Genomic DNA, 9,773 nt, shown 5'->3' with positions numbered 1-9,773 from the left:
ACGCTGATTCACCTGATCAGCATTCCGGTTACAAATACTTCTGTGAATCCGGCAAGAAGTACCAGCCAGGCTATTTTTGTACAAGGATGGGCTTTTGAACAATTGTGGTTGTTCTGGGTCGCACCGATTGCGGGAGCGGTCATTGCAGGAGCGGTTTACAGCTACCTGGCTCCGAATAAAGATTCATTGTAATTGATTCAGAAAATAAAAAAGGCTCAACAAATTTCTGTTGAGCCTTTTTAGTATAGTGAGAACACTTATTTCGTAAGTGTTTTGAAGACTTCTTCCAATGATTTTTCTTCCGTGCGTAAGGTGAGCACCAATAAATTGTGTTGTTGTGCGAATTGAGCAACTGTTTTACGCAGATCCTCCAGAGATTGACTTTCGATGAGGTATTTGGAATCGGAAACACGTTCGATTTTCGATACTCCAGGAATTTTTTGAAGTAAGTTTTTGGTAACGGTTCCGTCAAATTCAGCATAAACAACCTGTGTATCCGTAGCAACCTGTAAGTTCGAAGCTAAATTATCCGCAACCAGTTTTCCTTTACGGATGATAATTACACGGTCACAAATAGCTTCTACTTCCTGTAAGATGTGCGTAGACAACATCACCGTTTTTTCCTTTCCGATCCGTCTGATCAATTCGCGGATTTCTACCAATTGGTTGGGATCCAGACCCGAAGTAGGCTCATCCAGAATTAGTACATCCGGGTTGTGAATGATGGCCTGAGCCAAACCTACGCGCTGACGGTAACCTTTGGAAAGCATCCCGATTTTTTTGTTTTGCTCCACCTCCAGACCAACAAGCTGGATCATTTCTTTTACGCGCTCTTTGATATTTTTTACTTTGTAAATTTTCCCTACAAACTCCAGGTATTCTTTCACATACATGTCCAGATACAAAGGGTTGTTTTCGGGCAAATAACCGATGCGCTTTCTGGTTTCGATCGCATCAACCGAAACAGGAATTCCACATACACTGATACTTCCTTCCGTTGCAGGGATAAATCCGGTAATCATTTTCATTGTCGTTGATTTCCCCGCACCATTTGGTCCTAAGAAACCGATGATTTCACCTTTTCCGACGGAAAAAGTAATATCGTTCACAGCTGCTTGTTCACCGTAATATTTGGAAAGGTTCTTTACTTCAATCGACATACTAAAAACTTTGGCTACGAAGATAACGAATGAGATCGGAATAACGTTGGTTTTGAGAAAGCAGGTAGTAAAATGAGATATAAATGATCGTTTGGTCATCGTTTTTGAATGCTTTCCGTAATTTTACACTCATGAGTGATCTTCGCGGAAGAGTTTTAAAATCAACGGGGAAATGGTATCAGGTTTTGATGCCTAACGGAGAAGTGGTGGAATGCCGGATTCGCGGAAGATTGCGCCTGGAAGGGTTGAAAACAACGAATCCGATTGCAGTTGGCGATAGTGTGATCCTGGATCCGAAAATTGATGAAGAAGGAAAGCGTGTGATCGTTGATTACGAGTTGCGGGAAAATTACATCGTACGGAAAAGTACGAATCTCAGCAAGCAAATGCACATTCTGGCTGCGAATATTGATCGGGCTTATTTAATGGTGACGTTGAAATTTCCTGAAACACACTTTGTTTTTATCGACCGGTTTTTGGTTGCGGCAGAATCGTTCCGGATTCCCACAAGCATCATTTTTAATAAGGTTGACCTGTTGGATGACGAAGGTTTGCTGGACCTGAAAGCAATCATGTTCATGTATGAATCAATTGGTTATCCGTGTCATGCTATCTCAGCAACCAATGAGGCCGATGTACTTTTTTTAAGAGAAGAAATCAAAGACAAACAAGTGATGATTGCGGGACATTCCGGAACCGGGAAAAGTACTTTGGTGAATGTGTTGGATCCGGAATTGGATTTGCGCGTCGGAGAAATATCTTCGGCTCACCACCAGGGTCAGCACACAACCACTTTTGCCGAAATGCATCCGTTGCGGTCGGGCGGTTTCATCATTGACACTCCCGGAATCAGGGCTTTCGGAATTGTGGATCTGGAAAAAGAAGTGATCTCGCACTATTTTCCTGAAATGCGCGAATTGATCGGTCAATGCCGTTTTCACAATTGTCAGCATCTGAACGAACCGTCTTGCGCGGTGAAAGAAGCGGTGAAAAGCGGAGAGATTTATGAAAGCAGGTATTTTACCTATTTGCAGCTGATGACCGGTGACGATGAAGATGTGCATCGCAGGAATAAGCGGGGAATGGAATAGTTTATTAGAATTACGAATTACATCCCGATAGCTATCGGGAGATAGATTCGTTACCGATTTTCCAGTTTTTCTGACAATACCTATATTTGACCATGCGACTAGTTATTCAACGAGTTTCTCAAGCAAGCGTAACAGTAGAAAACCAAATCATTGGCCAAATTGAGAACGGCTTATTGGTGCTTTTGGGAATTGAACAAGCGGATTCGGAAGAAGACATTGACTGGCTGATTCAGAAACTCATTCAAATGCGGATCTTTTCTGATTCCGAAGGAAAAATGAATTGTTCCCTGCAGGATATCGACGGAGGATTATTGGTGGTGAGCCAGTTTACGCTTCATGCATCGACTAAAAAAGGAAACAGACCCAGTTTTATTGCCGCGGCGCGACCTGAGCAAGCCATTCCTTTGTACGAATTGTTTCTTCAAAAAGCAGCTTTGCAATTAGGAAAAAAGGTGGAAACAGGAATTTTTGGTGCCGATATGAAAGTGGCTTTAATCAATGACGGACCGGTTACAATTACAATAGATTCAAAAAACAGAGAATAATGGAAATTTCAGAAGCACAGAAAAAAGTAGACCAGTGGATCAAAGAAGTGGGAGTTCGTTATTTCAATGAGTTGACAAACATGGCGATGCTGACGGAAGAAGTTGGAGAAGTGGCACGAATCATCGCACGCAGATATGGCGAACAAAGCGAAAAAGAGAGCGATAAGGGAAAAGATCTTGGGGACGAACTGGCGGATGTTTTATTCGTATTGATTTGTTTGGCGAACCAAACGGGTGTTGACCTGGAAGAAGCTTTGGAGAAAAACCTGGCTAAGAAAACAGGACGTGACGGGACGCGGCACAAAGAGAATAAAAAGTTACTCGATTGATTTTTTCAATAATTACGAATTAATTTTTGAGCTACAATTCGATCAATCGGTAAAGAAAGCTGTTCCTCTGTTAATTCAGAAAGTTTCACCCAATGCAGTTTTTCAACGCTTGTTTGATTTTTGCTTAATTGATCTAAGGAATGTAAATCGGCTTTGATCAGATAATAAATCGAAACGACCTGATCGTTTTCCGAGAATGCAGAAACCTGGAAAAAGTCGGTGAGATAGAATAAGTCACCCACTTCAATCTCCAGCTCAAATTCTTCCTGGAATTCACGCTTCAGGCAATCAATGGTTCCTTCACCGAATTCCAGTCCTCCTCCGGGAAATTTCGTAAAATTCAACCCCCGGTAGGATTCATCTGAAAGCAATACTTCATTCCGTTCATTGAGACAAATGCCGTAAACACGGATATTGAACCGCTGCATCTTATTTCTCAAGAACCGATTGGATATCCGGTTTGAAATACAATTCCGACTTCAAAACCTTTCCGTCTTCTCTGTAAATCGGGTTTCCGTCTGCGTCGAGCTTACTCATATTTGAACGTTGGATTTCTGCAAATACTTCTGCAATTTTATCCTGTAAGCCGTGTTTTAAAATGGTTCCGCACAAAATGTACAACTGGTCACCCAAAGCATCTGCAATTTCTACCAAATCACCATTTTTTGCAGCTTCCAGGTATTCTTCGTTTTCCTCCTTCATCAGGTTGTAGCGAAGTGTGATATCTGCTTCCGATAACTGAGCTGTCGGTTCGTAATTATTCGGAATATTGAACGCATTGTGGAACGTTTCAACTGCTGAAATGGTTTCTTTGAGTGTCATTTTATTGTATTTCCACAAATATAATTCAAATTGAAAAGTAGTCAAGGCTCCCAGAGACAAGATTAGAAGAGATAAGACTAAATTTATTTCATGACTCTGGTAGTCTTGTCTCATAACTCTAAATGAACTTTTCACTTCTCCATTTTCAATTTTCAACAAAGGTCATAACAGGTCTGAAGCCAACCATTGGATTTGCCTCCGTAAACTTTTTGGTACTTTCGTTTCGAATGTCATAACCGGGAGAGTTCCAGTCGCCGCCAACAGCTATGTTTTGTTCTGCTACCATTTCCGAAACATTTCCATTCAGGTTATAAATCCCAAATTCGTTTGGCCAGAATGAAATGACAGGAGCTGTCAAATCTGCACAATCTGAATCGCCATCCAACAAATCGACAGGAATATTCATCACAATGAGTTTTCCACTTTCCGGATCTTTGGAAATTGCTCCGGCACCAATTGCCAGGAAATTGCATTGAACTTTTCCGTCGCTTCGTCTCAAATAAGGTGAATTCCACGCATAAGGTCGTTTCAGAGCACTTCCGTTGGCCGCCCGAAGAAATTCTGCTCTGGTTGGTAAGCGTAAAACAAGACTTTCATTGCCTGTTTTCTCACGCCATACCTGTGTCAACCATTCACAATATTTCTCAGCCTGCTCCCGGGTAAGATTCACAACCGGGTATTTTTGATAGGCTGGATGATTATTATAATGTTGGACATATTTTCCAAGTGAAAAACCGTTACTATTCCATTTTGTCGAATCAACCATAGCGGCCTGGTATTCCTCAGCTTTTCCGCTTTGCTTTAAATGCCATAAATACTGTTTGTAATCCAAATTGGAAACTTCACTCCTGAGCATAAAAAAGCCCTGGCAGGAAACAGTATCTTTTCCAATAACGGTTTTTCCGGAAGGAACATAAGCATAACCATCCTTCATGATCTTTTTCATTCCTGAAAGGGAAGTGATCGAATTTTTTGGTTCTTTGAGTGAAAGGAGAAAGCAGCTAAAGACTACCATTAAGGTTGTTACGGTTGTTTTCATTTATTCTTAGTTTTGAGTGAGATTAAACGCTGAACCAAAAGTTTGGTTACAAAAAAACTCTCACCGGAGAGATGAGAGTTTTACTTCGTAAATTATTCGTTTTAATGGAATAGCAGCGAAAGGTAATAAATCCCTGCAGCCAATAATCCGGAAACCGGAATAGTCAAAATCCATGCCCATAACAAGTTGATGGTAACTCCCCAGCGCACAGCGCTTAGTCGTTTGGTAGCACCAACTCCGATAATGGAACCTGTAATGGTGTGCGTGGTAGAAACCGGAATTCCTAAATTCGAAACAGTAAACAAAGTCAAAGCTCCTGCAGTTTCAGCACAAACACCTTCCAGCGGAGTTACTTTGGTGATCTTTGTTCCCATTGTTTTTACAATTTTCCATCCTCCCATCATGGTTCCCAAACCAATCATCAGGTAACATGAAAAAGCAATCCAACCCGGCATTGTTTCAGAATTTACTTTTGCCTTGATTTTATGTCCTTTGCGGATTTCCCCGTTTTTCTTTACATATTCATTAAAGATATCTGCTTCGAAATAATCGCGGTTCAAGTGTTTTCCTTTGAAAATGATATCATGTGTTTTTGCATCATAAATATCATCCCCTTTTGTATAGATCAGAATGTGATCTTCCTTTTCAATTTTCAATGAATCCACATTGTGTGTGTATTCAGGCTTGAATTTCGCTTTTCTTCCTTCAGCATCGTTAAATTCAATCTGGAATACTTCGGAAATCTGGAACATTTTCGGGATATCTCCAACGATTTGACCTTCATCGTTTCGTTGTGAGTTTGCAAACACCATCAGGGCAGCACAAATAATTCCCATTACTTTTTGCGAATCCGCACCACCGTGACCTAAGGAAAAGGCCGCAGAAGAAAGCAACTGCAATTTTTTGTACATATTGGATTCCTTCAACGCCGTTTGACGTTTTCCATGAACCAATTGATACCAGGTATACGTCAGAATAAACAAGATGATCATTCCCATGACGATGTACATCATGACCGGTTTCACATCCAGGTATTCCACCATATAATCCATAATGAAATAAGTAATCGTAGAAAGAACCAAAATGGAAATCATCTTTTTGGCAAAATTCCTGCTTACGGTAATGAGCGCAATTACAAAGGCAATGATACCACCGATGAATGGCGCTAAGAAGATGAAACAAGTTACTTTAATGATTTCTGCTGAAGCAATAACGTCGAATCCTGCGTGAGCCACCGCTGCTCCTGCAAAACCACCGATCAGGGTGTGAGAAGAAGAAGACGGAATCCCCAACCACCAGGTCAATAAATTCCAGATCATTGCTGCGATAAGTCCCGAAAGGATTACGTACAGATCAATGGCACTGTTGTCTACTGTTTTTGCAACCGTATTTCCAACGCTCATGTCGAATACCCAGAAAGCAACGACGTTGAACAAAGCAGCCCAAACTACCGCTTGAAACGGAGTCAATACTTTGGTGGAAACAACTGTAGCGATGGAGTTTGCCGCATCATGGAAACCATTCACCAAATCAAACAATAACGCAAGAATGATGATGGCGATTAATAATGAAAACATATCTTTATTGGTTTTCCAATTAGTATTAAGCGTATTTTACAACAATGGATTCGATGACATTTCCTGCATCTTCACACTTATCTGTTGCAACCTCCATAATTTGGTAGATCTCACGTTTTTTGATCAAACTCTTAGCATCTACATCCGAATCAAATAATTTTTCAATGCTCAAATCAAAAATATCATCTGCCTGGTTTTCAACGTAATTGATTTTGATCACACACTCAACGATTTTTTGCGTGTTTTTCAGGTTACGAAGCTCTTTTACAGCTGCATTTACAGCCAAAACCGCATCGTGAATAGCATCGGCCATTTTCAAAATTCCCTGATCGTCATTCGGAATAACTTTGTAGAAGTTGATTTTCTTTGCAGATGCATAAATATGGTCAGCAATATCATCCAAAGATGTAGCTAATGAGTGAATATCTTCGCGATCAAAAGGAGTAATGAAATTTCTTCCCAATTCAACAAAAATCTTGTGCGTTAAATCATCGTTTTGATGTTCTAAATCTTCCATCTCTTTAATGATAGTCGCTCTCTTGTTATAATCAGATTCGTTTACACAAAGAACCAATTTCCCTGCAATTGCTTCCAGGTTTTGAGATGCTTCTTCAAATAAAGAGTAAAACACTTTGTCTTTAGGTAAGAAAAACTTTAAAATTCCCATTTTATTAATCTTAATATTTGATGGTGCAAATGTACTTTGAGTTTGGAGAGGATGATTCGCTGAATGTAAATGTTAACGAAATGGTAAAGTTGCCGCTCAGAGCGATGAATGAAGCCGGTTTTTAGTCAAAATAGCAGTGTTTGAGGTGCTTAGGATTTTTTCAATGTTAACTCAATGTTAAGGATTGTAGTTTTAACAGTAAATACACGTTGGATTTAGTGTTTGATAGGATTCCTAAAACGCCAAAAAAGCGCCTCAATGTTAACTAAATATTAAAAATATTATCAAACGATTAAACTGTTATTTGGTGTGTGTTAAATCAATGTGAAGCATATAGTTTTGCCGAAAAAAAACAAATGAAGCAAATTGTTGTTTTAATTTTTCTGGTATCTCCAATACTGCTGAAAGCTCAGGGCTGGGCGAACAATACGCGTTTCAGAACCGGAACCTGGAATACGGTGAATGTCAAATATGAAGCATTTCCGAAATTACATTTCATTGCGGAAGGCCAGATCAGAAGTCAGGAATTATACAATGATCTGAATTACTGGGAGCTGAAAACATTTTTCCATTATTTGTTTACGGAACAGCTTTCAGGTGGTTTAGGTGTCGGGACCTATCATCAGTATGCGGATTATGAAAATTTCCGGACACCTCAGAAACAAGTAGAAAACCGTATTTGGGCTGAATGTATATTAAAGACAAATGGTAAACGCATTCAATTCGATCATCGTTATCGTTTTGAATACCGCTTCATTCAAAAGTGGAACAGTGAGCTGGACGGATTTACGTCTAACTACGACGGTTCAACAGATGAGGATCGTTACCGTTTCCGCTACCGTTTGCAGGCTTTTGTTCCGCTGACACATAAAACAATGCAGGAAAACACGCTTTTCGCGAATGTTTCGGATGAAGTCATGTTCACGCATAAAGCTCCGTTCTTCAATCAAAATCGTTTCTTTGTGGGACTTGGATTTAAGTTCAAAACAGCTTCGATTCAGATGGGAGTCATGCATCAATTCCTGCATATGAATACAACTGACAGAAGAAAAGATTATACGCAGATTACTTTTAGTAAAGTGATTAAGCACACATCTAAAAAGAAACATGTCTAAATCAAACTAGTCCGAGATGAATCATATTCTACTTTTAAGCCTTTTATTGATCAGTACCACCGTTTTCTGTCAAAAGAAAATTGATCTGTCTATTTTGACCAAACCGCAAAGAGGGATTGAGTTTATCGGAAAAGACTCGCTGTTTTCCATGCGTTTTCAATTCCGGATGCAGAACAGAGCTGCTATGCTGACCCGAAGCGATAAGGATTTGTCTGCTGAAAGCTATGAGTTTCGGGTTCGCCGCGTTCGTTTGAAAATGGAAGGATTTGTGTATAGTCCGAAACTGACTTATAAGCTTCAACTGGCTTTTTCGAGAGGAGATATGGATTGGGATATGACGCAGATGTCGCAGGTAAATACCAGTGTGAATATTGTACGTGATGCAGTGATCAATTATGAACCTTCCAAACACCTGAAATTCAGTTTCGGACAAACAAAACTTCCCGGAAACAGACAGCGTGTTATTTCTTCCGGAGATCAGCAGTTTGCGGATCGTTCGATTGTGAATGCAACGTTTAATTTTGATCGCGATTTCGGTTTTTTCGGGTCGTATAAACACACTTATTTTGCTGTTTTGGGAGCGTTGACTTCCGGAGAGGGAAGAAACAGTGTGAGCTCCAATAGCGGATTGTCGTATACAGGAAGGGTAGAAGTGTTGCCTTTCGGGGCTTTTACGAACAAAAATGATTACCAGGAAGGAGATTTGGAGCGCGAGCAAAAGCCGAAATTATCTTTGGGGGCATCTTACAATTTCAATGATGATGCGGTGCGTTCCGGCGGACAATTGGGGCGCGATTTGTTCACAAAAACGGACATGTCGACCCTTTCATTGGATTTGTTGTTCAAATACAAAGGTTTCGCGCTATACACGGAATTTATGCAGCGAAACTGCACCAATCCGATTACATTTACAAGTGATTCATCAGGTGTTCAGGCGGTTTTTGCAGGAAACGGTTTCATGCAGCAAGTTAGTTACCTGTTCAAATCCAATTGGGAAGTAGCAGTTAGGTATGCAGAGATTACACCTTTTTCTTCGGTATATAACAACCCGGCTTTTTCCGGTGTGAACTTAAAAAAGAACCAGGAATTCCAGTTGGGAGTTACGAAATACATTTACGGACATCGGGTGAAAGTTCAGGGGAATATTCTTTATCAGCTCACCACCGATTTACGGGATAAATTGGACACGGGTAGATTCGGGGCAATTTTTCAGATTGAATTTGGTATATAAAACAATTCGGGGCGAAAAATTTTTCGCCCCGAATTGTTTTTCTATCCTTTAAACTTATATCCGATTCCTTTTACGGTTTGAATATAATCATCTCCGATTTTTTCTCTCAATTTCCGGACATGAACATCAATGGTTCGGTCTCCAACTACGATGTCGGTTCCCCAAACACGCTCCAGGATCACATCGCGCTCAAAATC

Annotated in this window: 13 protein-coding genes; 6 read left to right on the top strand and 7 right to left on the bottom strand. The window is 40.3% G+C overall.

Going from position 1 to position 9,773, the window contains the following annotated elements; all coding sequences use genetic code 11:
* Positions 1–192 (top strand): aquaporin (locus Q1V93_RS04385; RefSeq protein ID WP_300661999.1); only part of this gene is annotated, 192 nt, incomplete at its 5' end.
* A 65-nt stretch (positions 193–257) separates the two neighbouring features.
* Here Q1V93_RS04385 and gldA read toward each other — a convergent pair.
* Complete coding sequence (gldA, locus tag Q1V93_RS04380; protein ID WP_300661996.1) at positions 258–1,160, bottom strand: gliding motility-associated ABC transporter ATP-binding subunit GldA; 903 nt, start codon at positions 1,158–1,160, stop codon at positions 258–260.
* 131 nt (positions 1,161–1,291) lie between these two features.
* Here gldA and rsgA point away from each other — a divergent pair, with 131 nt between their 5' ends.
* The 3 genes from rsgA to Q1V93_RS04365 all read left to right on the top strand — a co-directional run bounded on the left by rsgA (position 1,292) and on the right by Q1V93_RS04365 (position 3,125).
* Positions 1,292–2,251, top strand: a complete 960-nt coding sequence (gene rsgA / locus Q1V93_RS04375) for a ribosome small subunit-dependent GTPase A (RefSeq protein WP_300661993.1) — start codon at positions 1,292–1,294, stop codon at positions 2,249–2,251.
* Positions 2,252–2,343: 92 nt separating this feature from the next.
* On the top strand, positions 2,344–2,796 hold the full coding sequence (dtd, locus tag Q1V93_RS04370) for a D-aminoacyl-tRNA deacylase (RefSeq protein WP_300661990.1): 453 nt from the start codon (positions 2,344–2,346) through the stop codon (positions 2,794–2,796).
* Entirely contained in the window at positions 2,796–3,125 is a 330-nt protein-coding gene (locus Q1V93_RS04365) for a nucleotide pyrophosphohydrolase (protein ID WP_300661987.1), read from the top strand. The genes dtd and Q1V93_RS04365 overlap by 1 nt, the downstream gene beginning before the upstream one ends.
* Before the next feature lie 5 nt (positions 3,126–3,130).
* Here the strand turns inward: Q1V93_RS04365 and Q1V93_RS04360 are convergent, their stop codons facing one another.
* From Q1V93_RS04360 to Q1V93_RS04340, 5 genes are all read right to left on the bottom strand, one after another.
* Positions 3,131–3,553, bottom strand: coding sequence for an NUDIX hydrolase (locus Q1V93_RS04360; protein ID WP_300661984.1), 423 nt, complete (start codon positions 3,551–3,553; stop codon positions 3,131–3,133).
* A gap of 1 nt (position 3,554) precedes the next feature.
* Positions 3,555–3,947 (bottom strand): nucleoside triphosphate pyrophosphohydrolase family protein, encoded by a 393-nt coding sequence (locus Q1V93_RS04355; RefSeq protein ID WP_300661981.1) that lies wholly within the window; start codon positions 3,945–3,947, stop codon positions 3,555–3,557.
* A 145-nt stretch (positions 3,948–4,092) separates the two neighbouring features.
* Positions 4,093–4,986: an SUMF1/EgtB/PvdO family nonheme iron enzyme gene (locus Q1V93_RS04350; protein ID WP_300661978.1), complete on the bottom strand. Its 894-nt coding sequence runs from the start codon at positions 4,984–4,986 to the stop codon at positions 4,093–4,095.
* Between the two features lie 101 nt (positions 4,987–5,087).
* The gene (locus Q1V93_RS04345) at positions 5,088–6,563 is read right to left on the bottom strand and encodes an inorganic phosphate transporter (RefSeq protein WP_300661975.1); all 1,476 of its coding nucleotides are present in this window, start codon (positions 6,561–6,563) and stop codon (positions 5,088–5,090) included.
* 25 nt (positions 6,564–6,588) lie between these two features.
* Complete coding sequence (locus Q1V93_RS04340; protein ID WP_164472207.1) at positions 6,589–7,230, bottom strand: DUF47 family protein; 642 nt, start codon at positions 7,228–7,230, stop codon at positions 6,589–6,591.
* Positions 7,231–7,586: 356 nt separating this feature from the next.
* Here Q1V93_RS04340 and Q1V93_RS04335 point away from each other — a divergent pair, with 356 nt between their 5' ends.
* Both Q1V93_RS04335 and Q1V93_RS04330 read left to right on the top strand, forming a co-directional pair.
* A complete protein-coding gene (locus tag Q1V93_RS04335; RefSeq protein ID WP_300661966.1) occupies positions 7,587–8,345 on the top strand; it encodes a DUF2490 domain-containing protein in 759 nt (252 codons plus the stop codon).
* 16 nt (positions 8,346–8,361) lie between these two features.
* Positions 8,362–9,576 carry a porin gene (locus Q1V93_RS04330; RefSeq protein ID WP_300661963.1) on the top strand — a complete coding sequence of 405 codons (1,215 nt, stop codon included), beginning with the start codon at positions 8,362–8,364 and terminating at the stop codon, positions 9,574–9,576.
* Between the two features lie 41 nt (positions 9,577–9,617).
* Here the strand turns inward: Q1V93_RS04330 and Q1V93_RS04325 are convergent.
* Positions 9,618–9,773, bottom strand: a 156-nt coding sequence (locus Q1V93_RS04325; protein ID WP_300662002.1) for a winged helix-turn-helix domain-containing protein, incomplete at its 5' end; no start/stop codon positions are given.

This window comes from Fluviicola sp. (assembly GCF_030151805.1).
In the GTDB taxonomy this organism is placed as follows: domain Bacteria; phylum Bacteroidota; class Bacteroidia; order Flavobacteriales_D; family Crocinitomicaceae; genus Fluviicola.
This window is presented reverse-complemented; position numbering and strand designations above follow the sequence as displayed.